This window comes from Pseudomonas sp. P7758 (assembly GCF_013386485.1).
Taxonomy (GTDB): Bacteria; Pseudomonadota; Gammaproteobacteria; order Pseudomonadales; family Pseudomonadaceae; genus Aquipseudomonas.
This window is the reverse complement of record NZ_JACARS010000094.1, coordinates 1-24,081: the sequence shown is the minus strand read 5'-3', so window position 1 is coordinate 24,081 and position 24,081 is coordinate 1. Positions and strand designations below refer to the sequence as shown.

20 protein-coding genes are annotated in these 24,081 nt (G+C 61.6%); 14 read left to right on the top strand and 6 right to left on the bottom strand.

Features of this window, described 5'->3' with window-relative positions; all coding sequences use genetic code 11:
- Positions 1-44 precede the first annotated feature (44 nt).
- Positions 45-1,544: an FAD-dependent oxidoreductase gene (locus HX873_RS20395; protein WP_177029360.1), complete on the top strand. Its 1,500-nt coding sequence runs from the start codon at positions 45-47 to the stop codon at positions 1,542-1,544.
- An 8-nt stretch (positions 1,545-1,552) separates the two neighbouring features.
- Here HX873_RS20395 and HX873_RS20390 read toward each other — a convergent pair whose 3' ends face one another.
- Complete coding sequence (locus HX873_RS20390) at positions 1,553-3,199, bottom strand: SulP family inorganic anion transporter (protein WP_102604661.1); 1,647 nt, start codon at positions 3,197-3,199, stop codon at positions 1,553-1,555.
- Between the two features lie 80 nt (positions 3,200-3,279).
- The gene (locus tag HX873_RS20385) at positions 3,280-4,557 is read right to left on the bottom strand and encodes a serine/threonine transporter (RefSeq protein WP_177123109.1); all 1,278 of its coding nucleotides are present in this window, start codon (positions 4,555-4,557) and stop codon (positions 3,280-3,282) included.
- A gap of 252 nt (positions 4,558-4,809) precedes the next feature.
- On the opposite strand from HX873_RS20385, the gene HX873_RS20380 reads away from it, so the two are divergent.
- From HX873_RS20380 to HX873_RS20370, 3 genes are all read left to right on the top strand, one after another.
- Positions 4,810-5,193: a tautomerase family protein gene (locus HX873_RS20380; protein ID WP_003210790.1), complete on the top strand. Its 384-nt coding sequence runs from the start codon at positions 4,810-4,812 to the stop codon at positions 5,191-5,193.
- A 52-nt stretch (positions 5,194-5,245) separates the two neighbouring features.
- Positions 5,246-5,842, top strand: coding sequence for a TetR/AcrR family transcriptional regulator (locus HX873_RS20375; RefSeq protein ID WP_177123108.1), 597 nt, complete (start codon positions 5,246-5,248; stop codon positions 5,840-5,842).
- A gap of 217 nt (positions 5,843-6,059) precedes the next feature.
- On the top strand, positions 6,060-6,596 hold the full coding sequence (locus HX873_RS20370; protein WP_177123107.1) for a cysteine hydrolase family protein: 537 nt from the start codon (positions 6,060-6,062) through the stop codon (positions 6,594-6,596).
- A 15-nt stretch (positions 6,597-6,611) separates the two neighbouring features.
- Here HX873_RS20370 and HX873_RS20365 read toward each other — a convergent pair whose 3' ends face one another.
- Positions 6,612-6,938 carry a hypothetical protein gene (locus HX873_RS20365; RefSeq protein ID WP_003210784.1) on the bottom strand — a complete coding sequence of 109 codons (327 nt, stop codon included), beginning with the start codon at positions 6,936-6,938 and terminating at the stop codon, positions 6,612-6,614.
- Positions 6,935-7,420, bottom strand: coding sequence for a hypothetical protein (locus HX873_RS20360; RefSeq protein ID WP_177123106.1), 486 nt, complete (start codon positions 7,418-7,420; stop codon positions 6,935-6,937). Before HX873_RS20360 ends, HX873_RS20365 begins: the two co-directional genes overlap by 4 nt.
- A 29-nt stretch (positions 7,421-7,449) precedes the next feature.
- Between HX873_RS20360 and HX873_RS20355 the strand changes: the two genes are divergently transcribed.
- From HX873_RS20355 to HX873_RS20330, 6 genes are all read left to right on the top strand, one after another.
- Positions 7,450-8,400 (top strand): 2-hydroxyacid dehydrogenase, encoded by a 951-nt coding sequence (locus tag HX873_RS20355; protein WP_087692887.1) that lies wholly within the window; start codon positions 7,450-7,452, stop codon positions 8,398-8,400.
- Between the two features lie 91 nt (positions 8,401-8,491).
- Entirely contained in the window at positions 8,492-10,348 is a 1,857-nt protein-coding gene (locus HX873_RS20350; protein WP_177123105.1) for a pilus assembly protein TadG-related protein, read from the top strand.
- A gap of 130 nt (positions 10,349-10,478) precedes the next feature.
- Positions 10,479-11,546 carry a phosphotransferase family protein gene (locus HX873_RS20345; RefSeq protein ID WP_003210778.1) on the top strand — a complete coding sequence of 356 codons (1,068 nt, stop codon included), beginning with the start codon at positions 10,479-10,481 and terminating at the stop codon, positions 11,544-11,546.
- A 19-nt stretch (positions 11,547-11,565) separates the two neighbouring features.
- Positions 11,566-12,333: an SDR family oxidoreductase gene (locus HX873_RS20340; protein WP_087692885.1), complete on the top strand. Its 768-nt coding sequence runs from the start codon at positions 11,566-11,568 to the stop codon at positions 12,331-12,333.
- Between the two features lie 59 nt (positions 12,334-12,392).
- Positions 12,393-13,826 (top strand): PLP-dependent aminotransferase family protein, encoded by a 1,434-nt coding sequence (locus HX873_RS20335; RefSeq protein ID WP_102604666.1) that lies wholly within the window; start codon positions 12,393-12,395, stop codon positions 13,824-13,826.
- Positions 13,827-13,909: 83 nt separating this feature from the next.
- A complete protein-coding gene (locus HX873_RS20330) occupies positions 13,910-14,311 on the top strand; it encodes a cupin domain-containing protein (RefSeq protein WP_003210770.1) in 402 nt (133 codons plus the stop codon).
- A gap of 129 nt (positions 14,312-14,440) precedes the next feature.
- Here the strand turns inward: HX873_RS20330 and HX873_RS20325 are convergent, their stop codons facing one another.
- A complete protein-coding gene (locus HX873_RS20325; RefSeq protein ID WP_177123104.1) occupies positions 14,441-15,070 on the bottom strand; it encodes a DNA-3-methyladenine glycosylase I in 630 nt (209 codons plus the stop codon).
- Between the two features lie 232 nt (positions 15,071-15,302).
- Between HX873_RS20325 and HX873_RS20320 the strand changes: the two genes are divergently transcribed.
- From HX873_RS20320 to HX873_RS20310, 3 genes are all read left to right on the top strand, one after another.
- Positions 15,303-16,613: a C4-dicarboxylate transporter DctA gene (locus HX873_RS20320; RefSeq protein ID WP_008433031.1), complete on the top strand. Its 1,311-nt coding sequence runs from the start codon at positions 15,303-15,305 to the stop codon at positions 16,611-16,613.
- Positions 16,614-16,758: 145 nt separating this feature from the next.
- A complete protein-coding gene (locus HX873_RS20315) occupies positions 16,759-17,463 on the top strand; it encodes a FadR/GntR family transcriptional regulator (RefSeq protein ID WP_003212959.1) in 705 nt (234 codons plus the stop codon).
- Between the two features lie 17 nt (positions 17,464-17,480).
- A complete protein-coding gene (locus tag HX873_RS20310) occupies positions 17,481-18,167 on the top strand; it encodes a GntR family transcriptional regulator (protein ID WP_102369279.1) in 687 nt (228 codons plus the stop codon).
- Positions 18,168-18,363: 196 nt separating this feature from the next.
- Here HX873_RS20310 and HX873_RS20305 read toward each other — a convergent pair whose 3' ends face one another.
- A complete protein-coding gene (locus HX873_RS20305) occupies positions 18,364-23,223 on the bottom strand; it encodes an NAD-glutamate dehydrogenase (RefSeq protein ID WP_102604668.1) in 4,860 nt (1,619 codons plus the stop codon).
- A 468-nt stretch (positions 23,224-23,691) separates the two neighbouring features.
- On the opposite strand from HX873_RS20305, the gene HX873_RS20300 reads away from it, so the two are divergent.
- Complete coding sequence (locus HX873_RS20300) at positions 23,692-24,048, top strand: hypothetical protein (RefSeq protein WP_003212949.1); 357 nt, start codon at positions 23,692-23,694, stop codon at positions 24,046-24,048.
- The last annotated feature ends 33 nt before the right edge of the window (positions 24,049-24,081 follow it).

Below are 24,081 nucleotides of genomic sequence, written 5' to 3'. Positions count from 1 at the left end.
CCTTGCTCAAATATATGTGCATATTACATATAAAGGCAGTCCAGATGAAAGAGCAATGCGCAGTCGACGTTCTGATTTGTGGTGCCGGTGCGGCCGGTTTGACCCTGGCGATCGACCTGGCGCGACGAGGCATTTCCTTCCGGCTGATCGAAAAATCCCCCGCGCCGTTCCACGGCTCGCGGGGCAAGGGTATTCAACCCCGCACCCTGGAAATATTCGAAGACCTCGGCATTCTCGACCGGATCACCGCTGCGGGCGACGTCTACCCGCCCGAGCGGCGATACAACGAAGATGGCAGCCACATCGACGCCGAGGTTATCGAGCTCTCGGCGCCAACGTCAGCCGAACCTTATCAGCAGCCTATGATGCTGCCGCAGTTCCTCACCGAACAGGTGATGCGCGAGCGCCTTCTGGAATTGGGGCACCGCCCGGCGTTTGGCTGCGAGTTAGTCAGCTTCGAGCAGGACAGCCACGGCGTGACCGCATATTTGGTCGGCAACGAAGGCGAACAGACACTGCGTGTACGTTGGCTCATTGGCGCAGACGGCGGCCGCAGTGTGGTACGCCGCACGCTGGACATCGGATTTCCTGGGCAGACCCTCGGGGTCCGTGCCATCGTAGCCGATGTGCTTATGACCGGCCTGTCGCGTGACTACTGGCACCGGTTCAGCACTGAGTGCATGACAATGCAGGTCGCAATCTGCCCATTGGCGGGGACCGAGCTGTTTCAGATACAGGCGCCGATTCCGCTGGACACAGAAGTTGACCTCAGCGCTGAGGGGCTCATGAACCTGGTGGCAGAGCGCACGGGTCGGCAGGACATTCATATCGACTCTGTCTCCTGGGCGTCGGCCTACACGATGAATGCGCGACTGGCCGATCACTATCGCGTAGGACAGGTATTTCTTATCGGCGATGCCGCGCACATCCACCCACCCACCGGCGGCCAGGGCCTCAATACCAGCGTGCAAGATGCCTACAATCTGGGCTGGAAGCTGGCGGCGGTGACGGCCGATGCGCCCGAAGCGTTGCTCGACACCTATGAGGAAGAGCGACGGCCTGTGGCAGCCTCGATGCTCGGCCTGTCGACCAGGCTGCTGGACGGAATGAAAAAGGGCAACATGCGCCGCGGCCGCGAGGTGCACCAACTCGATATCGGGTATCCCCACTCCTCGCTCGCAGTGCAACCGGCAGAACGAGAAGGCCGCTTGCTCGCCGGTGACCGGGCGCCCGATGCAACCGTGCGGGACGCCAGCGGCCATTCGTCCCGGCTATTCAAGCTGTTCCAGGGCGCGCATTGGACATTGCTGGGCTATGAGGTGGAACGCGGGTCACTGAAGCCTGCCGCCTGGCTGCATATCCATCGCTTCGGGCCGGGCGGCGACCTGGTGGATGATCAGCGACAGTTCAATGACGCTTACAACCTCGACCATGGCGAATGGGTGCTGGTGCGCCCCGATGGCTACGTCGGCGCGATCTTCACAGACGTTGAGAAACTGCACGGCTACCTCGCCCAAGTTGGGCTCAGCGCCGAGGCGTTTTAATGTCGAGCTCAGGCAGTTGGCTGCAACGCCAACTGCACCGCGCCATCAACACTCAAGCCGCTGATCAATACCTGGGGAGCACACGCCTCAGGCAGCGTCTGCAACACCTCCTGCGCCTCATGCCGTACGCGGGCCAGCACCAGGCATTTGCCCTCCCCTCGCACCTGTACGAAAAATGCCTGCAATGCCTCGATGCTGGTGCCGTCCAGGTCGGGGGATTCTTCCAGGCTGAGCACTACCGTGTGCACCGGTAACGTAGCGTGCCGCATCAGGCTCAACACCGCCCCCAACACTCGCTCGGCATTCGCGAAGAACAGCGCTTCACTGGGCCGCACGATCAGCACACCGGGGATCCGTTCAGCGCTCGGGTGATGCAGCAAGTCGACAAAATCATGCCCACCGTCAATGCGCCCCAACTCGCGCACGTCCGCCGACGACATCTGGCGCAACATCAACACCACGCTGATCCCGACCGCCACCAATAACCCATCCAGCACCCCCAGCACCAACACCGCCGCCACCGCGCAAATCACCAGCAACCGGTCGCGCCGCCAGGAGAAATAGCGGCCCAGGGGCTGCAGGCTCAAGCCACGGCCCAAGGCGTAAATGACGATGGCGGCAAGCACCGGCTCCGGCGTCAATGCCACCAGCGGCAGCACCGTCAGCACGATCGCCAACACCACCAGCGCCGCCACGGCGCCCGCCAGCCGCGAGTTGGCTCCCGCCGCCTCATTGGCCGATGTCGCCGAATACCCGGCGCCAGTGGGCATGCCCTGGAACAGCCCGGACAGCAGGTTGGCGGCCCCCAGCGCCAGCAGGTCACGGTTGGATGACACGCGATCACCATGCTTGAGGGCGAAGGAGCTGATGGAGCCGTAGGACTCGGCGTAAAGAATCATCACCATGGCAAACGCCAACTCTCCCAGGCGCAGCCAGTCGGCGAACGGCAACACCGGCAAATGCGCCAGTTCCAGACGCAGGTCGATGACGCCGATCAACGCCACGCCATGGGCCTGCAGATCCAGCCACTGGCCGGCGGCAATCCCGAGGATCACCACCAGCAACCCGCCCGGCAGGCGCCGAACTCGTGCGCATAGCCAGAGCAGCAGCAACGCGACGCCCGCGACGGCAGCGGCGGCCCAGTTCCAGCGCGGCAGTTGCTCCAGGAGCTGGGGCAGGAAGCGAATCAGGTTGTTGTCGGTCAGGTGCACGCCCACCACGCTGGCCAACTGCTTGAGGATGATCGTCAGCGCCAGGCCAAAGGCAAAGCCACGCAACACCGGCTTGGCGATAAACGAGGTCAGCCCGCCCAGCTTGAGCATCCCGGCCAACAGGAAAAACGCCCCCGTCACCAGTACCAGGCCCATTGCCAGGCTCAGCCTGAGTGCCGGGTCATCCCCCGCCAGCGTTGCCGTGGCCGCCGCCAGCACCGCTGCCGAGGACGATGTGGCAGAGACAATCGCGAAGCGGCTGGTGCCAAACAGGCCGTAGCACAACAATCCGGCAAACAAGGCGATCACGCCCGCCTGGGGCGGCAACGCGGCGATGCTGGAATAGGCCACGGCCTCGGGCAGCAACAGGCCGGCGATGGACAGGCCGGCCAGCAAGTCTTGTGCACGGTTCGGCGTGGTGTCGCTCTCAGGCTTGGTGTTCAATCCCTAATTCCCTGGCAAAAAAAACGGCCAATCCGCTGTCTGCGAATTGGCCGTGATCATTGCACTGAAACCGGGTGCTGTCAGGACACCAGCGAATAAATCAGCGCGGTAATCGCCACCAGGCCCACCGCCGTCACAAACACGTTGGACGCCTGGCCACGGTACTTGGCCATCGCCGGTACCTTGCGGATCGCGTACATCGGCATCAGGAACAGGATCGACGCAATGATCGGCCCGCCCAGGGTCTCGATCATGCCGAGGATGCTAGGGTTGAGGGTCGCGACGATCCAGCACACCACCAGCATGAAGGCAGCCGTCATGCGGTCCAGGGTCTTGGCAGCCGGGCGACGGCCACTTTTGAGCACCAGGCCCTTGAGGCCTTCGCTGGCGCCGATGTAGTGGCCCAGGAACGACTTGGCAATCGCCACAAACGCGATCAGCGGCGCGGCGAACTCGATGGTCGGGTTGCTGAAGTGGTTCGCCAGGTAGGACAGGATCGACAGGTTCTGCGCCTTGGCTTCGGCCAGTTGCGCCGGCGACAGGGTCAGTACGCAACTGAACACGAAGAACAGCACCATCACCACCATCAGGATGTGTGCCCGGGACAGGATCTGCGAGCTGCGTTCCTCGGCGTGTTCGCCGTACTGGCGCTTCTGGTCCACCGCAAAGGCCGAGATGATCGGCGAATGGTTGAACGAGAACACCATCACCGGAATCGCCAGCCACAGCGTGTGCAGCAGCGCCGACGGGGCCGGCACGGTGCTGGCGGTGCTGAGGATGCCGCCGTTCCAGTGCGGCACCAGGTACACGGCGAGGAACAGCAAGGCGACGATAAAAGGATACACCATCAGGCTCATGGCCTTGACGATCACCTGCTCGCCGCAACGCACCACGGCCAGCAGGCCGAGGATCAGCACCAGCGACAGGATCGCCCGCGGCGGCGGCGCGATGTGCAGTTGATGTTCCATGAAACTGCCGACGGTGTTGGTCAGCGCCACGCTGTAGATCAGCAGGATCGGGAAGATCGCGAAGAAGTACAGCAAGGTGATCGCGGCACCGGCCTTGAGGCCGAAGTGCTCCTCGACCACGTCGGTGATGTCCGAGCCTTCACGGCCCGAGAGCACAAAGCGGGTCAGGCCACGGTGTGCGAAAAACGTCATCGGGAACGCCAGCACGGCGAGGATCACCAGCGGCCAGAAACCGCCAAGGCCCGCGTTGATCGGCAGGAACAAGGTGCCGGCGCCGATGGCCGTACCGAACAGGCCGAGCATCCAGGTGGTGTCCTGGCGGCTCCAGCTTGTGAGGGTTGCAGGTGTCGTTGCGTAGCGTTCGTCGACGCTATTGGCCTGATCATTCATCCGTTCGGATCTCCGCATTCACTCAGTCGAGACGAGTCAGAAAAACCTGACAGGCAGCGCCACGACCGAAACAGGGGCGCGATTGTCCGGGATTCGCTTGAAGAAGCAAAGACTTAGCTGAGGAATGGTTGTGCAGTGCAGAGGATTGAAGACGTTTCCGGCAGGGTCAATTTTACATTTCATAAGAAATCTATTTTATAAATTCATCACGTCATGTATTTTTAAAGCACGCCCCTCACTGGACTACCTGCCATGCCAATCGTGCGCATCGACCTTCGGAAAAACCCCGACGTCACCTACGCCAAGCGCGTCGGCGTATTGATCTACAACGCCATGCACACGGCCATCGGCGTGCCTGAACACGACAACTTCCAGATCCTCACCGAGCACGATGAACACCACTTCATCTATGACCCGGAGTACCTGGGCATCCAGCGCACCGACAACCTGGTGATCATCCAGATCACCCTGAATGAAGGCCGCAGCACCGAGCAGAAAAAGCTGTTGTACAAGACCATCGCCGAGAGCTTGAACCGTGAACTGGCGGTGCGCCTGGAAGATGTGTTTATCAGCCTGGTGGAGGTCAAGAAGGAAAACTGGTCGTTCGGCAACGGGATCGCGCAGTACGCCAGCTAAACGTTTTATGATGCCACCCATCCCTGCCACCACCTGATCCAGAGAGCCCTCGATGCCACGCGTGTCCCGCAAACAAGCCGAACTCAACCGCGAAATCATCGTCGAGGCCGCCACGCGGCTGTTTCGTGAACGGGGCATCCATGGCATCAGCGTGTCGGACGTGATGGCCGCCGCCGGGCTGACCCATGGCGGTTTCTACGGGCACTTCGAGTCCCGCGAGGCGCTGGCCACGGAAGCCTGCAACCGGGCATTCGAGCAATCGAGCGAGCGCTGGCAGGCCAGGGTCGAGCAAAGCCCTGATCCCGAGGCTGCGCGCCTGGCGTTGATTGATCCGTATCTGTCGGCCGCCAATCGTGACAACCCCGGGGACAGTTGCCCGGTTGCGGCTTTTGCCGGGGAGATGTGCCATGAAGCCGCCGACAGCGCGTTGCAACGCTGCTTTATCCGGGGCTTTGAAGCGTCCATGGGCATCCTGGCCGCTACCCAGGCCACCGGAACCCCCGAAGGTGACCGGCAGGCCGCCATTGCCCAGTACGCAATGATGGTAGGCGCCCTCACCCTGGCCCGTGCGACCAAAGGCAACGGCCTGTCTGATGAATTCCTCGCTGCCGCCAGGAATCTGCTGATCCCGGAAAAAAACCTCGGCTGACGAGTTGACAGCCAAACGCCAGCGCCAGCATGATCGGCCCATGAACCTTATTCAACTGGCCCTCACCCGCACCACCACCACGACCGCTTCCGGCGGGTCGTGTGGTAGCGGTGAGTGGCGCGCAAACTAAGCCACCCGGATTTACCCAAGGCCCCGCCAGCAATGGACGGGGCCTTTTTATTGCTCCGCCCATTCGGCAACCACAAGGAGCAGTACCATGCCTGACATCAAGCGCCCCGCCCTGCTGGTCATCGACATGCAGGTCGGCCTGTACGACGGCCCGGAAAAACCCTACGAACGCCAGCGCGTACTCGACAACATCAACCAGCTGATTCAGCGCGCCCGACACGCTGGCGTGCCGGTTTTCGCTGTACGTCACACCGGCCCTGCGGGTTCGCCCATCGAGGTGGGCAGCCCGTTTTGGCAACTATGGCCAGCACTGGAGGTTGATGAAGCTCGCGACACGGTTTTCAATAAAACCCGGCCCAGCTGTTTTCTCGGCACCGCGCTGTCGCAGCAACTGGCGGCGGCACAGGTGAATGAACTGGTGATCGTCGGGATGAAAACCCAGTACTGCATCGACACGACGTGCCGAGTGGCCGTGGAGCTGGGGTTCTCGGTGCTGCTGCCGGAGGATGCCCATACTTGCATGGACACTCCGGCGTTATCGGCCGCATCGATTATCGAGCACCATAACGCAACCTTGGCCGGGGCATTTGTGCAGCGTGTGAAAGCTGACGATATCTGCTTCTAAAGCCTGGAGCTTTACCTAAGCCGAGGTTCTCAATACGTTGCGCAGTTCGCCATTGATCGCGCTCTGCGCAACAGCCAGTTGCTCCACCAGATCACCGGCTGCGTGCGCCGTTAACGCAATCACTGGACGGTCCCAGTCGTAATTTCTTATTACATTGATGCGGAACCCACCATGGGTATCGAAGGAGGGGTACCAGCCGACATCCAATATAAGCCCACCGGCGTATTCAACCTGAAGCATGTCCTCTTTCAACAGGTGAACCTGACTCTCCATCGCCCCATCCTGCAAGATGGAGAGATCATCATGGGTGACGTTTCCGTCAATAAAGCCTAGTGAGATCAACTTGTTAACCTCCTGAATTCCTGCTCGGAAATCGGATGACCATGTATGACGCCCGCGCTTGACTCAATTCGAACCCAGTAACTGGGCTTGCCATCACTGGCACCTATGACTTGCGGATACTCCCTGAGTTTCCAGGGTTTTGCATGAGTGCTTGGCACTCCATTTTTATAGGCTTCTCGCTCAAGCTTTTCAATATTTATACCGGGCTTGTATTTGGCCGGGCCGTATCGGGTGCTGCTGACAATATCTTCCCAAGCTAGGTTTTTTGATGGGCTGTGCTTGTAGCCATAAGGGGTCCACTCGACGATTTCGGGGGTGGCAGGAACATGCATCCATGACGTCTCTGCTAAGGAAAGTCGTCGAAGTCTGCGGCAGTAAAAAGGCCTGGGACGAGCGGTCTGGAAAATCAGATTAGGCTGGTGAGAAATGAAATTTTTCTGCGGTAAAGAAACGATCGGGACTACAAATCCCGCATAATCCAAGCCTCTAATCCTTCAGGAAGAACCTTCCGATGCCCGTCACCGTTCTGGTCCTGGTTGAAACCATCAACGACTACCTGCCGATCATCGAAGGCAATGGCTTTCACGTGATTCTTGCGCCCACCCCGGCCGAACGCGCCAAGGCCATCAAGACCCACGGCGGGCAGGTCCAGGCGGTGCTGACCCGTGGCCCGCTGGGCCTGTACGCCGAGGAAATCGCCGCGCTGCCGCTGCTTGAGATCATCTGCGTGATCGGCGCCGGGTATGAACACGTGGACCTGCAAGCCGCCAGCAACCGTGGAATCGTGGTCACCAATGGCGCCGGGGTGAATGCGCCGTCGGTGGCCGACCACGCCATGGCTTTGCTGCTGTGCCTGGTGCGGGACATTCCCCGGGCGGACGCAGCAGTACGGCGCAGCGAATGGCCCAAGATAATGCGCCCTTCCCTGGCCGGCAAACAGCTGGGCATTCTCGGCCTGGGGGCCGTGGGCCTGGAAATCGCCAAGCGGGCTGCCCTGGGTTTTGGCATGGAGGTGAGTTATCACAACCGCCAGCCCCGCGAAGATGTGGACTACACCTACTGCGCCACCGCCGTGGAACTGGCGCGGGCCTCGGACTTCCTGATCCTGGCCACCCCGGGCGGCGCCAGCACGCGACATTTGATCGACCGCCAGGCCCTCGACGCACTGGGGCCCAACGGTTTCCTGGTGAACATCGGCCGTGGCAGCGTGGTGGTCACCGCCGACCTGATTACCGCCCTGGAGCAACGGCGCATCGGCGGCGCGGCACTGGACGTGTTCGACGATGAACCCAACGTGCCCGACGCGCTCAAGCGCCTCAGCAATACCGTGCTCACGCCCCACGTCGCCGGCCTGTCGCCGGAAGCCGCCCATGACACCGTGCAGCGCGTGGCGGACAACCTGCTGGAATACTTTGCCGGCCGCCCTGTGCTGACGCCCGTGGCACTGCCTCCGCGAAAATAATGGCCAATAGCCATGAATCCTTGCAAAACCTGACTACACTGCCTGAGGGGATACTCAGGATGCCGGTACTGGACCGGCGAAGGAACGCAGGATGGTTTGCCAGGGACCCGGCTCGGCCCGCCAACGCGGCGCAATAGGACTGATGGGTGCGATGACCCTGGGGATCGCACTGTTGTTCCTGTTGCTGGTGGTCGACAGCGGCCGGCTGTACCTGGAAAAGCGCAAGCTGCAACGGGTTGCCGACACCGCGGCGCTGGAAGTGGTCACCCGCGGCGGCGCCTGCGTGACGCCGAATACCAACGCCGCGCAATTCGCGATCCAAAGCGCAGCCCGCAATGATTTCCCGCTCAACGCAGACCGTACCCTGGCGACCACCTGCGGCACCCTGGTCACCGGGGCTGACTTCATGCGCGCCTTCAGCCCCAATCCCTCAAGGTCCGATGCGATCCAGGTCATCGCCACCCACCGCGTCGTCACCAGTATCGCCAACCGCCTGTTCATGCTGCTCTCCACCGGCCCTTTCGAGCCGACCATCCGGTTGCAGGCAGTGGCCGTGGCCGCCGTGCCCGCGCCCCCGGTGGCCGTACTGACCATCCGCAGCACCTTGCTGACCGTGGACAGCACCAAGTCCGCCGCACTCAATGCGTTGATCGGCGGACTGCTGGGGGGCAAATTGCAACTCGACGCGGTGGGCTGGAAGGGCCTGATCAATACCGATATCAACCTGCTCAGTTACCTGGACGCGCTGGCGATTCAATTGAAGGTCAGCGCCGGCAACTACGACGAGTTGCTCAAGACCGACGCCAGCGTCGGCGATCTGATCCAGGCCGCGATAGATGTACTCAAGCTGGGGGGCGATGCGGTCAAGGTGGTGATCAATAACCTGGAAGCGATCAAGCTGATTGCACCCGGCACCAAGATCCTGCACCTGGGCGACCTGCTGACCATCCAGAACGGCACCGACAAGAGCGCCCTGGACGTTAACCTGCAACTGTTCAACCTGATCCAGGGGTTTGTGCAACTGTCGAACAAGTACAACGCGGTCGCGGTGGAGTTGCCGGTGGATGTGCTGGGACTGCTGAATATCACGGTCAAGACCAAGGTCATTGAACCGGCGCAGGTTTCCGCCATAGGTAACCCCAAGCTGATCGCCACCCAACCGATCTACGTCAGGACCGCGCAAGTCAGGACGTTGATCTCGGTGAAACTGCCGGCAATCGGCGCGGTGAACGATTTACTGGGCGGGGTAACGGCGCTGGTGGGCCTCTTGTTAGGCAGCTCCTTTGATCCCAAAATCGGCCAGCAAATCGATGTAGCACTGGAAGCCGCCAGCGGCAGCAGCACGGTCACCGGATATCGCTGCAACGGGCCTGCGGACAAAGCCTTGTCGGTGCTCGGTACCACCTCGGCGGTTAGGCTGATGGTGGGCCAGATCGACCCAAAAAACCTGTTTTCCTCCACAGCACCACTGAACGTTGACGAATTCCCATTACTCGACCTTGGGGTGAAGACCTGTAGCAACGGTGTCTGCGATCCCCGGCAACCGTATGGCGTGGGTGGCATCAGCCTGAAGATCGACAGCAGCGTGGCCAAGACCGTCCGGAACCACACTTACCTGTCGCCGCCCGAGTTGAAAAGCCCCCCGGATTACTTCAGTTTCAGTTCCAACAACGTGGTGGGCAGCTTGAGCAACACCCTCAATGGCATCCAGTTGATCAACCATCCACCGACACAGGGCGGACTGATTGGGCTGGTGCTGAACCTGGTGGTCGGCCTGGTCACCGGCGTACTGAATCTGCTCAGCGGCATCATCTCCGGACTGCTCAGCCCGCTCCTCGACCCGCTGGTCAATAACCTGCTCGCCGGCCTGGGCATCGACCTGGCAAAAGTCGAAATCGGTGCCAACCTGTCCTGCAACCCCGGCGGGCGCGCAGTTCTGGTGATCTGAGCACATCAAGCCCGCTGATCATCGGCCAACACGCTAACCTATTAAGCCGCCCCAACCTTGTGGCTTGGCGGCCGCGCGCATTAGATTAGCCAATAGTCCAAGGCCTTAAGAATAAGCAGAAGGGATAAGCATGGCGCTTAATGACCAATCGACCCAGATTCGCCCCGGCGAAGAACTTGATGCCAGCCTCATCGATCCCTACCTCAAGGCCCATATCCCGGGCTTGAGCGGCAGCGTCAAAATCAGCCAGTTCCCCGGGGGTGCCTCCAACCTGACGTACCTGCTGGAATACCCCGGCCAGGAATTCGTGCTGCGCCGCCCGCCCTTTGGCCACAAGGCCAAGTCCGCCCACGACATGGGCCGCGAATACCGGATTCTCAACCAGCTCAAGGACGGTTTCCCGTATTGCCCCAAGGCCTACGTGCACTGCACCGACGAGTCGGTGATCGGCGCCGAGTTCTACGTGATGGAGCGGGTCAACGGGATCATCCTGCGCTCGGACCTGCCGCCGGAACTGGGCCTGGACGCGGCGAAAACCGAAGCCTTGTGCAAAAGCTTTATCGACAAGTTCGTCGAGCTGCACCAGGTCGACTACAGCGCCTGCGGCCTGGCCGACCTGGGCAAGCCCGAAGGTTACGTGGAGCGGCAGATTCGCGGCTGGAGCGACCGCTACGAAAAAGCCCTGACCCCCGACGCCCCCAGCTGGGAAGCGGTACGTGCCTGGCTCAACGACAAGATGCCGGCCGACCACCCCACCTCGAGCATCGTCCACAACGACTACCGCTTCGACAACGTGATTCTCGACCCGCATAACCCGATGCAGATCATCGGCGTGCTGGACTGGGAACTGACCACCCTCGGCGACCCGCTGATGGACCTGGGCAACACCCTCGCCTACTGGATCGAAGCGGCCGACCCGGCCCCGGTGCAACTGATGCGCCGCCAGCCGAGCAACGCCCCCGGCATGCTTACCCGCCGCCAGTTCGTCGACTACTACGCCGAACGCTCCGGGATCCAGATCGACAATTTCGACTTCTACTACACCTACGGCCTGTTCCGCCTGGCCGGCATCGTGCAGCAGATCTACTACCGCTTCTTCCATGGCCAGACCCAGGACAAACGCTTTGCGCAGTTCATTCACATGAACAAGCTGCTTGAGCAGATGAGCCTGAATGTCATCAAACAGTCTTCCCTCTGACCCTCTTCAAGGAAAAACCATGTCCAAGACCCAACTGTTCGACCTCGACGGCAAGATCGCTTTCGTTTCCGGCGCCAGCCGCGGTATCGGTGAGGCCATCGCCAAGTTGCTGGCCCAGCAAGGCGCCCACGTGATCGTGTCGAGCCGCAAGATCGACGGCTGCCAGCACGTGGCCGACGCGATCATCGCCGACGGCGGCAAGGCCACGGCAATTGCCTGCCATATCGGCGAAATGGACCAGATCACCAACGTGTTTGCCGCGATCCGCGAACAGTTCGGCCGCCTGGACATCCTGGTCAACAACGCCGCCACCAACCCGCAGTTCTGCAACGTGCTGGACACCGACCTGGGCGCATTCCAGAAGACCGTCGACGTGAACATTCGCGGCTACTTCTTCATGTCGGTGGAAGCCGGCAAGCTGATGCGCGAGAACGGTGGCGGCAGCATCATCAACGTGGCCTCGATCAACGGGATTTCGCCGGGCGTATTCCAGGGCATCTACTCGGTGACCAAGGCCGCCGTGATCAACATGACCAAAGTCTTCGCCAAGGAATGCGCGCCGTTCGGCATTCGCTGCAACGCGCTGCTGCCGGGCCTGACCGACACCAAGTTCGCCTCCGCGCTGGTGAAGAACGACTCGATCCTGAAAATGGCCCTGGCGCAGATCCCCCTCAAGCGCGTGGCCGACCCGAGCGAGATGGCCGGCGCGGTGCTGTACCTGGCCAGCGACGCGTCGAGCTACACCACCGGTGTATCGCTGAATGTAGACGGTGGTTTCCTGTCCTGATTCGGCTGGCGGGTGACTTGCGGTAATCTTGCGGGTGATTGCTTGCCTCTGGATGAAACATGGAACTGCACGTCGTTATCAAGGGCCGCAAGGACCTGGCCGAACAGCTTTACCAGCAATTGCGCACGGCCATTGAGTCGGGACAACTGGTGGCCGGGTCGCAATTGCCTCCCAGCCGCTTGCTGGCCCTGCAACTGGGCGTGTCGCGCAAGACAGTCTCAGACACCTACGCGGCGCTGACCTACGAAGGGTTGTTGGTCGGCAGGATCGGCCGTGGCACGTTCGTCAACGCCTGGGCCACGCGCCGCGAACACCTGCAAAGTGCCGCCGACCTTGCCTGCGCCGCCAACCTGGCCAAGTGGCAGGCCCTTCCCGCGCCCATGGGTCACCCCAACCGTGAAACCCGCCCGAGCCGGGACTTTATCGGCGGTGCCACCGCCCGCAGCCAGTTCCCCCAGGATGAATGGCGGCGCTGCACCCTCGATGCCTTGCGCCGTATCTCACAGGACAGCGGCTTCTACAGCCGGCCGGAAGGCTTGCCGGCCCTGCGCAGTGCAATCGCCGGGCATATCGCATTTTCCCGTGGGGTCAGGTGCAGCGAAGACGACATCGTAGTCACCAACGGCGCCCAGCAGGCGCTTGACCTGATCGCCCGCGTGGTGCTGGAACCGGGCACCGTCGTCGCCATGGAAGACCCCGGCTACACCCCGGTGCGACTGATGTTCGACGCCATGGGGGCGACCGTGGTGGGCGTGCCGGTGGACGAACACGGCCTGCGGGTCGACTTGATTCCCGACGGCACGCGGCTGATCTACGTGACACCGTCCCATCAGTTCCCCCTGGGCATGCCCATGAGCGTGCCGCGCCGTGAGGCGTTGCTGGCACGTGCGCTGGCGTTGGGCGCCATCGTGATCGAGGATGACTACGACAGCGAATTCCGCTACGAGGGCCGCCCCACCGACTCCCTGCAAAGCATGGACACCCGCGGCGTGGTCGCCTACGTCGGGACCTTCTCCAAAACCCTGCTGCCGGAGTTGCGCCTGGGCTACACGGTGTTGCCGCCGGCGATTTTCGGCGCGGTGCTCAAGGCCAAGCAACTCACCGACCAGCACAGCTCCACCCTGCCGCAATGGGCCCTGGCCAAGTTCATCAGCGAAGGCTACCTGCTCAAGCACATTCGGCGCTGCCATGGGGTATATGCCGGGCGCCGGGAACGGATTCTGCAGCGCCTGGCGGGGGACCTCTCGCCGTGGTTCGACGTGGTGCCCACCGTGGCCGGGTTCCATCTGGCCGCACTGTGCAAGGTGCCGGTGAATATTCCGCAGCTCACCCAATTGGCACGGGAGGCTGACGTGGGGCTCTATCCGCTGAGCGTGTTTTTCCACGACACACCGGTACGCGAGGGACTGAAGATCGGGTTTGGCGCGATCGAAACCCTGGACATTGACCCGGCGCTGGACGTGGTGCGGGATATCCTGCGACAGATTGGCTGAGGGAATTTCCGCCGGATTGGCTATTGGTCAAATCCGGATCGGGGCCTAGGGTGAACGGGTCTCGACTCACTCGGAGCCTCACCATGAAAGTACTGCTCGGCACCACCCTGCTGCTGGCCTCGTTAAGCGCCTTTGCCCACGACCCGGTGTACAACCAGGAAAAGATCAACGTGTTGCAGGAACACGCCCTGGCCAACGTCCCCGGCAAGAAAACCGTGATGCTCACCGTGGACTACGCCCCGGGCCAGGCCACCGTGCCCCATAGCCACACCGGCACGGCCGTGGCCTATGTGCTGGAAGGTGCAATCACCTCGCGGGTCAACGATGAAAAGGCGATCACCTACAAGGTCGGCCAGTCGTTCTATGAACCTGCCGGCTCGCGGCACTTTGAATCCAGCAATGCCAGCCAGACCCAACCGGCGAAACTGCTGGTAGTGATGGTGATGGATGACAAGGCCGACGTGCTCACGCCGCTGCCCCACTAACCCGCGCCACCGCACCCTCCTGTGGGAGCTGGCTTGCCTGCGATGGCGGTGCATCAGACACAGTTGTGTTTGCTGATCCACCGCCATCGCAGGCAAGCCACACAGTTTTAACCGCGCACAGTCAGTGGCTCAGGGTCGTTTGAAGTGGTGGCGCAGGTGTTCGACTCGAGGCCGGCAGATACAGCCTTCAAGGTGGTCGTTGACCATCCCCATCGCCTGCATGAACGCATACATGGTGGTCGGGCCCACATAGCTCCAGCCACGCTTTTTCAGGGCCTTGGACAAGCGCGTTGACGCGGCTGACGTGGGGTTGGCCGTCCAGTACGCCATGTCCACCACCGCCGGGCGCTCATCGGCGGCCGGTTCAAACGACCACAGCCACGCCGCCAGCGAGCCGGTCTCATCCACCAGCTCACAGGCGCGCCGGGCGTTGTTGATGGTGGACACGATCTTGGCGCGATTGCGCACGATACCCGGGTCGGCCATCAATCGCTCGATGTCCTGCTCGGTGTACTGCGCCACCCGGCGAAAATCAAAGCCCTCGAACGCCCGCCGAAACGCCTCGCGCTTGCGCAGGATGGTGATCCACGCCATGCCCGCCTGAAAACCTTCCAGGCAAATCTTCTCGTACAGCGCAATGTCATCGGCCACCGGCACGCCCCATTCGTGGTCGTGGTAATCCGGGTACTCCGGCGCCGCCGTGCGCCACGTACAGCTGGTGACGCCCGCCGCGTCCGAGATCAATCCTGGAATATCCATAACTCACCCTGTGAACCAAGCCCGGGATGATAAGCGAAAAAAATTCCGGGCCGCCAACCGCTCAAGTACGAACCTTGCGGACCAACTGGTCAGACCGGGACCTGCCATCCGCGTAATATTTACTTGCGACTTGAAAAAAACCGAGCGTAGACTGGCCCCGCACTGGACATACCGGTCAGACCACAACAATTAAGCCCTGGACCCACCAGGGCACCGAATAGAGATCCTTCCCATGCTCAGATGGTGCTCGCGTTCGATTTTCCTGCAAGTCGTGATTGGCCTGGTGATCGGCATAATCTGCGGCCTCGCCCTCCCTGAATTCTCCTCGCAACTCAAACCCCTGGGTGACGGCTTCATCAAGCTGATCAAAATGCTGATTGGCCTGATCGTCTTCTGCGTGGTGGTCAGCGGTATTTCCGGTGCCGGCGACTTGAAGAAAGTCGGGCGCATCGGCCTCAAGTCGGTGATCTACTTTGAAGCACTGACCACCGTGGCCCTGGTGATCGGCCTGATCATGGCCTTCAGCACCGGGATCGGCACCGGCGCCAATATCCACCTGGAGCAACTGTCGTCTGCCGGCCTGAATGAACTGGCAGACCGCGGCCAACACATCAAGGGCACCAGCCAGTTCCTGATGGACCTGATCCCCAACTCGGTGATCGGCGCCTTCGCGGACAACAACGTGCTGCAAGTGCTGTTGTTCTCGGTGTTGTTCGGCAGCGCACTGAACCTGGTGGGCGAAGCCGCTTCCGGCATCTCTCGGTTGATCAACGAGCTGAGCCACGTGATCTTCCGCATCATGGGCATGATCGTGCGCCTGGCGCCCATCGGCGTGTTCGGCGCCATCGCCTTCACCACCAGCACCTACGGCCTGGATTCCCTGCAACACCTGGGCAGCCTGGTGGGCCTGTTCTACCTTACGTGCTTCCTGTTCGTCGCGGTGATTCTGGGGCTGGTGATGCGCCTGTCGGGCCTGCGGATGATGCCGCTGCTCAAGTACCTGCGGGAAGAACTGTTGATCGTGATGGGCACCGCGTCCTCCGATGCCGTGTTGCCCCAGATCATGCGTAAACTGGAGCACCTCGGGATTGGCAGCTCCACCGTGGGCCTGGTGATTCCGACCGGGTACTCGTTCAACCTCGACGGTTTCTCCATCTACTTGACCCTGGCCATCGTGTTTATCGCCAATGCCACCGGCACACCGCTGTCGATGACCGACCTGCTGACCATCCTGCTGGTGTCGCTGATCACCTCCAAGGGCGCCCACGGGATTCCGGGTTCGGCACTGGTGATTCTGGCGGCGACACTCACCGCAATCCCGGCGATTCCGGTGGTGGGCCTGGTGCTGGTGCTGGCGGTGGACTGGTTCATGGGCATTGGCCGGGCGCTGACCAACCTGATCGGCAACTGCGTCGCCACCGTGGCCATCGCCCGCTGGGAAAAAGACATCGATATCCAGCGCGCCAACAAGGTGCTGGACGGTCAACAAGGGTATGCCTTCCAGGCCAAGAAACCGGTGCTGCCCGCCCACCAAGAGTTCTGATGAGACAGACTCACCCCCTGTGGCGAGGGAGCTTGCTCCCGCTGGGGCGCGAAGCGGCCCCAAAAAATGGGCCTGCTGCGCAGTCCAGCGGGAGCAAGCTCCCTCGCCACACCAAGCAGACAGTTCAATTTAAAGGGAGCCACACGTGATCACCTCGTCAACCGTCGTCAATTCAGTGGTAGAAAAACTGCGCGCCGCCCTGGCGAGGGGTCAGTGGCGGCGCGGCGAGATGCTGCCCGGCCAGCGTGAACTGGCCGAGCAAATGGGCATCAGCCGCCCGAGCCTGCGCGAAGCGGTGATCGTGCTGGAAACCCTCGGCCTGGTACGCTCCATGCCCGGCAAGGGCGTGGTGGTGCTGGAAACCACCCTCAGCGAATCCCAGGCCCAGGACAGCGGCGTGGCGGACGCCAGCCTCGAAGACATCCTGCAACTGCGCTACACCCTCGAGCCCTTTATCGTAGGTTTAGTGGCGCAATCCATCAGCAGCAAGGAAGTCGGGCAACTGCGCCTGACCCTGATGGACATGCGCGAAGCCCTCGACGCCGGCGACAGCGAAGCCGGGATGAACGCCTACATCGCGTTCCACGAAGAACTGTTCGCCCTGACCTCCAACCCGATCTTCCAGAACGTGGTGCAACAGACCAGCAACGCCCTCAAGCAAAGCGCCCAAGTGCTGCGCAACTCCCCCGAACACCTGGCGGAACGCTTGCAGGAAAACGACGCCGTGGTGCGGGCGATCCGCAACAAGAACAGCGCCCTGGCCAGCGCCGAAATGCGCCGGCATATCCTGCAGGAAGGCTTGCGCATGGGCATTCGCTTGAACATCCCGGATGACCATCTGGGTAGCTGACTTCCAGGAGACCGCGCATGACCGCTCACGCCCTGCACACCCCTTTCCCCTTTACGCCGTTGCGCCTGGTGGGCAAGCCGAAACTCTCGGTGGACGACATCTACCCGGCGTTGTTCGACGCCATTCTCGAGCAACGCATCGCCCCCGCCAGCCGTTTTACCGAGGAGAGCCTCGGGCAAAGTTTTGGCGTCAGCCGCAGCGTGATTCGCCGGGTGCTGGCGCGGCTGTCGCACCAGCAAGTGATCATCCTGCGGCCCAACCACCGCGCCCAGGTGGCGGCACCGGATGCACAACAGACCCAGCAGATTCTCGAGGCGCGACGCCTGACGGAAATCACCGTGGTGCAGTTGGCGTGTGCCCAGGCGAAACCGGCGCAGATCCGCCAACTGCGGGAGTTGATCGCACGGGAGCGCGACTGCATCGAGCGTGACGAACGTGGCCCGGCGATTCGCCTTTCCGGGGAATTTCACCTGCAACTGGCAGCCATCGCCGGGAATGCACCGTTGGCACAGTTTCTCAACAGCCTGGTGCCGCTGACCTCATTGGCGATTGCGCAGTTTGAGGCCAAGGCTTGCACGTATTGCGCATGGCAGGAACATAGGGCGATTGTGGATGCGGTGGAGCATGGCGATGCCGGCAAAGCCGTCAACTTGATGACCCGGCATCTGGATCATCTGGAAGCCAAGCTACTACGCAGCAATTGATCACACTGTTTTAACCTGTGGCGAGGGAGCTTGCTCCCGCTGGGACGCGCAGCGGCCCCAAAAACGGGACTGCTGCGCAGCCCAACGGGAGCAAGCTCTCTCGCCACAAGTTGAGATAACACGCCGATAATCAAATGCAAAAAAGCCCGATATCTTTCGATACCGGGCTTTTGGTTTTACCGCTCAATCAAGCCAGTTACAGCACCGATTGACCGCTCATCGCCAGGTCCAGCAACTCACGGTTGGCTACCGCGTACATGGCGTAGTCCGTGCCGACTGCAGCACGAATCTCCACCATCATGGTGCGCCAGCGATCAGCCATGTCCTGGTGCTGCTCAAGCCACAGGGCCACGCGGGCTTCCATGTCTTCTGGCGCATCGGCCATTTGCAGTACGGAAATGGTGATCGCCCGTTGCTGCCAATCCACGTCATCGCGGAAGGCTTCGCGGGCCTGGGCCTGCCAGTTGTTGCCCACGGGCAGGCTGCTGATCTGCTGCAGGTACCACGGCAAGTCCAGGGCGCTGCCGACGGCGAAGTAAGCCTTCGCGACGTCTGCCGCACTCTGGCCTGTCACGTCGGCGGCTTCGATGATCGGCAGCAGGGTGTACAGGTGGGTAGTGCCTGCAACCATGCGCGCCAACAACTCCGGCACACCGGCTTCGACGTAAGCCTGATAACGGTTCTGCCAACCTTCGCGGGTCGGGCCTTCCAGCAGTTCGTCGAGCTTGAGGCCCAGCGCGGCAAGGTGCGGACCGAAGTGCGCAACATCACGCCCGGCATCCTGTTCGTTGCGACGGCTGCGCAGGAACCAGCGCGTGGCACGGCGGCCCAGGCGCATCAGCTCGTCCATCAGCTCCAGTTGCACATCGGCCGAGACCTGGTGGTCCAGGGCTTCGATCTGACGGAACCAGTGCGGGAGGTGGAAGATGTCACGCACGATCACGTAGGCGCCCGCCACGTTCGCCGGGCTCATGCCGGTGGACTCTTTGAGGCGCTGAACGAAGGTGATGCCCATGTGGTTGACCAGGTCGTTGGCGATCTGGGTGCTGACGATCTCGCGCTTCAGACGGTGGCGACGCATGGCTTCGGAGAACTTCGCCACCAGGCTCGGCGGGAAAGCGGTCTCCATGTCACGGGTCAGGTAGTCGTCATCCGGCACCAGGGATTTGAGCAACGCTTCCTTGAGGTCGATCTTGCTGTAGGAGATCAGTACCGACAGCTCCGGACGGGTCAGGCCCTTGCCCGCAGCGGCGCGCTCGTTGAGCTGCTCCTCGGTCGGCAGGTACTCGATGGCGCGGTCCAGCTTGCCACGGCCTTCCAGATCGCTCATCAGGCGCTTGTACTCGGCCACGCGCTCGAAGGCTTTGCGGGCAGCCAGGGACAGGGCCTGGGTTTGCTTGTAGTTGTTGCCCAACACCAGGCTGCCGACTTCGTCGGTCATGCTCGCCAGCAACTGGTTGCGCTGCTTGTCGGTCATGTCACCGGCCTGCACCACTTCGTTGAGCAGGATCTTGATGTTCACTTCGTGGTCGGAGCAGTCCACACCACCGGCGTTGTCGATGAAGTCGGTGTTGGAACCGCCGCCATTGAGGCCGAATTCCACACGACCCAGCTGCGTCATGCCGAGGTTACCGCCCTCGCCCACCACCTTGCAGCGCAGCTCGTTGCCATTGACGCGCAGGGCGTCGTTGGCCTTGTCGCCCACATCGGCGTGGCTCTCGGTGCTGGCCTTGACGTAAGTACCGATACCGCCGTTCCACAACAGGTCCACCGGTGCCTTGAGCAAGGCATTCAGCAGTTCGGTCGGGGTCAGCTTGTCGGCCTGGATGTCGAAGCGTTCTTTCATCTGTGGCGAGATGGCAATGCTCTTCGCGCTGCGCGAGAAGATACCGCCGCCTTCGGACATGATGCTGGTGTCGTAGTCGGTCCAGGCCGAGCGCGGCAGGTCGAACAGGCGCTGACGTTCAGCGAAGCTGTTGGCCGGGTTCGGGTTTGGATCGATGAAGATGTGCAGGTGGTTGAAGGCGGCGACCAGTTGCAGCTTGTCGGACATCAACAGGCCGTTGCCGAACACGTCGCCAGCCATGTCGCCCACGCCCACCACGGTGATGCTGTCTTGCTGGACGTTGATGCCGCGCTCACGGAAGTGACGCTGCACCCCCACCCACGCGCCCTTGGCGGTGATGCCCATTTTCTTGTGGTCGTAACCGGCAGAACCACCGGAAGCGAACGCATCACCCAGCCAGAAGCCGTAGTCGATGGCGATGCCGTTGGCGATGTCGGAGAAGGTCGCAGTGCCCTTGTCCGCTGCTACTACCAGGTACGGGTCATCGTTGTCGTGGCGCACCACGTTCAACGGTGGCACCAGGGCGCCGTCTTTCAGGTTGTCGGTAATGTCCAACAGGCCGGAAATGAAGATGCGGTAGCAGGCGATGCCCTCGGCCGCGATCTCGTCCCGGCTGCCGCCCAACGGCAGGCGACGCGGCAGGAAACCGCCCTTGGCGCCCACCGGCACGATCACCGAGTTCTTCACTTGCTGGGCTTTTACCAGGCCCAATACTTCAGTGCGGAAGTCTTCTTCACGGTCAGACCAGCGCAGGCCGCCGCGAGCGACGTTGCCAAAGCGCAGGTGCACGCCTTCAACCCGTGGCGAGTAGACGAAGATTTCAAACTTCGGCACCGGCTTGGGCAGCTCAGGAATCGCGTGCGGGTTGAACTTGAAGCTGAAGTACGACTTGTTCTGGCCGTTGGCGTCAGCCTGGTAGAAGTTGGTCCGCAGGGTGGCCTTGATCAGGTCCAGGTAGCGACGCAGGATGCGGTCTTCGTTGAGCACCTGAACGTCGTCCAGGGCCGTGAGGATCGCTTGTTCCAGGCGTTGCTGCTTGTCTTCGAGGTCTTCGGCGGTGAGCTTGCGCGCCAGGTAGAAACGGGTCTTGAACAACCGGGTCAACTCGCGGGCGATGTCGGTGTGGTTGTTCAGGGTACTGGCGATGTAACCCAGGTCGAAGCCCAGGCGAATCTGCTTCAGGTAACGGGCGTAGGCACGCAGCAGCGCCACGTCGCGCCATGGCAGGCCGGCCGTCAGCACCAGACGGTTGAACGCATCGTTTTCGGCATCGCCGTGCACGATATGCACGAATGCGTCCTGCAGAGTGTCGTTCAATTGCTGGATATCGAGGTTCACACCTTCGGCGGCGATGAACGCGAAATCGTGAATCCAGAACTCGCGGCCATTGGCATGACGCAGGCGGTACGGGAATTCACCCAGGACACGCAGGCCGAGGTTTTCCAGGATCGGCAGCACATCGGACAGCGCCAGCGGCGTATCGGCATGATACAGCTTGCAATGCAGCTCGCGCTGGCCGGAAACCTGGCCCAGCGGCTGATAGAAGCTCATCACCAGCGGGTTGGCTTCGGTCAGGCTGAGCAAGTGCTGCATGTCGACCACGGCCGAATGCGCGGCGAAACGCTCGCGGTAGCCGGCCGGGAAACCTTTCGGGAAATCAGCCAGCACGTTGGTGCCATGGGCTTCGCCGAAGCTTTCCACCACCAGGCTGGAGTAGTCGTCCTGCCAGCTGCGGCAGGCCTGCACCACTTCTTTTTCCAGTTGCAGCGGGTCGATGTCCAGGCGGTTCTTCGGGTCTACCCGCAGGATCAACTGCACGCGAGCCAGTACGGACTCGGAGAAGAACGTCCAGAACTCGCAGTCCGAGGCTTTCAGGCGATCCATCAGCACTTGCTGGATCTTCTGGCGCACCTCGGTGGAATAGATGTCCCGCGGCACGTAGGCCAGGCAGTAGCAGAAACGGCCGTACGGGTCTTTGCGCAGGAACACGCGGATCTTGTTGCGTTCCTGGATCTGCACGATCGACATCACGGTGCTGAACAGCTCGTCCACCGGGGTCTGGAACAGATCATCGCGGGGCAGAACCTCGACCACCTGGGCCAGTTCCTTGCCCAAGTGCGCCTTGGCCTGGAAGCCCGAGCGACGCTCGATTTCCGTCACCTTGCGACGGATGTAAGGAATCACCCGCACGCTTTCGCCGTACACCGAGGAGGTGTAGAGGCCCATGAAGCGGCATTCCTTGATGACCTTGCCGTCGGCGTCGATCTGGCGGATCGACACGTAGTCCGGGTAGGCCGGGCGGTGCACGCGGCTTGGGTGTGCAGCCTTGGCGAACGACAGCACGGCCGGCTCACGCAGGTAGTTCACCGCGTAGTCTTCGATGCGCAGCTCGTCGGTAGTCAGGCCCGGGCGCAGCAGTTTGGTCAGACCGAGGAACGAGTTGGCGTCATATTCGATATGACCGCCGTCCGCCTCGTCACGTACCACGAACTCTTCATAGCCGAGGAAGGTGAAGTGGTTGCCCACCAGCCATTCCAGGAAGCTCTTGATCTCGGCTTTTTCTTCGCCGTCGATCACGTACGGGCTGGCGTCGATACCGGCCAGCAGTTCCTGGACCTTGGCTTTCATCGGTTCGAAATCGGCGACGGCAACGCGCACTTCGCCCAGTACCTGCTCAAGTTCCTTGCTCAGGACACTCAGCTCGGCGGCGTTGGCGCAACGGTCGATTTCCAGGTACATCAGCGATTCTTGCTGAACGTCTTCGCCCTGGGTGCCTTTGGGCAGGATTTCCAGCAGTTCGCCCTTCTTGCCACGACGCACGCTGAGTACGGTGGTTTGCAGGGTGTGGATGCTGTAGCCACGGCGGTTCAGCTCGGTACGCACCGAGTCCACCAGGAATGGCAGGTCGTGGTGCAGCACTTCGACCGCAGTGTGGGTCGATTGCCAGCCATGACGTTCGTAATCGGGGTTGTAGACCCGCACTTGCGGTTGGTTGTGATCAAAGCGCTCAAGCAGGCGCCAGGCAGACAGGGTGCAACCGGCCAGGTCGGACAAGCGACGCTGGGTCAGTTCATCCAGGGAAATGATGCCGAAGAATTGTTCAGCGAACAGCGCCACTTGTGGCAGTGCCTGTTCACTGATGTGCTGCGCCAGTGCCGCTTGCAGTTGGTGCTGGAAGTCGGCTTTGCTGGCTGCGGTGAAGAACGCCATCTGTGGTACTCCGCTTGGGCTTGTTATTGATGGAAGCGTCGCGTGTTATCCCCTTGCGGGGAGAACGTCAGCTCTGTTCGCGGTCTACAGTAACGAATTCAGAGTGACAGGTGGGTGAAGCTGGACAAGACAATGAGGTCACATTCAACTTCCATAAGATGCGCACCTTGCCAGGTGACGGTACGACGGGCAGGTCAGACTCCTGGCGAGGCACATCCGTTGCGCAGCTTAACGAGTGTAGGAAGCAAGCTGCTTGCGACGCTGCGACATATTCGGTCATCGGCACGCTGCCGGCGGGTTGCGACTTGGGCAACCGGGTGTTTTCGGAGAAATCCCGGGGCGCCGAGTACCGGAAATGACTGATATTGCCCGCCAGGTCATGCCACAAGGTCTGACACACGATGCAGCACAAAATTCGCCGCAATGGCACAATTGCCCTGCTTCGCCCTCCCCCAGACAGGATTAACCATGCCATTGCAACTCACCACCGCCCACCTGATCGTCAACCCGTGCGATGACGAAGAAGACAACATGGCCATGCTCTGCTGCCACGGCGACAAGGGCGAGATGTTCATGGTGACCCGTTATCCGGACGAGGACGAGGTGGAAGTCACCTGGGATTACGAGCCGTCGACCCTGGACGGGTTGAAGATCACCCTGAGTGCCACGACACTGTTGGTGGAGATTGGCGCGGCGGATGCCGATGCATTGGGCGGCCACGATCAATTGGCAATCACCCACGGCACCGCCGAGTCGGATCTGGCCGAAGTGGAAGAAACCCTGCAGAACATTCTCAAGGGCACCGGGACCTATATCCGGGCCTAGTTGCCAAATCCGCACAATGTGGCGAGGGAGCTT